This window comes from Allokutzneria sp. NRRL B-24872, assembly GCF_002155965.1.
GTDB lineage: Bacteria > Actinomycetota > Actinomycetes > Mycobacteriales > Pseudonocardiaceae > Allokutzneria.
Genome location: NZ_MUMH01000288.1, coordinates 1 through 389, shown reverse-complemented (window position 1 = coordinate 389; position 389 = coordinate 1). Strand labels below are relative to the sequence as shown.

The following is a 389-nucleotide window of genomic DNA, read 5'->3' as shown; positions in this document are numbered from 1 at the left end:
TCGCCGGGCACGCTGCTGCGCACGCGCTCCACCAGCGAGTTGAGCATCTCCTCCGGCCGGGGTTCGGCGTCGGCCGGGTCGGAGGCGCCGAGGTCGAGCAGCACCAGGGCGAGCGTTCCCGCCGTTGCGCCGTCGTTGACCACGGCGTCCAGCCTGCGGCGGAAGCCGCTCTGGCTGAGCAGGCCGGGCACCACGTCCATGTCGATCTCGGCGGACCCGCGCTCGACATCGCGGCGAATCCTGCCCCGGCGCAGCGTCGCCGCGACCTGGTCGCGCAGCGACGTGCCGGAGTCGGCGGACTCGTGAGTGAGCGACTGAATGCTGCTGAGCCGCTCGATCAGCATCATCCGCACGCCGTGCACCGCGCGCTGGCGGCGGCGTTCGGCTGC

Annotated in this window: 1 protein-coding gene; it reads right to left on the bottom strand. The window is 73.3% G+C overall.

Annotated features, from left to right (window positions below; translation table 11 throughout):
* Window positions 1–389, bottom strand: a 389-nt coding sequence (locus CCN37_RS40510; RefSeq protein ID WP_168201049.1) for a hypothetical protein, incomplete at both ends; no start/stop codon positions are given.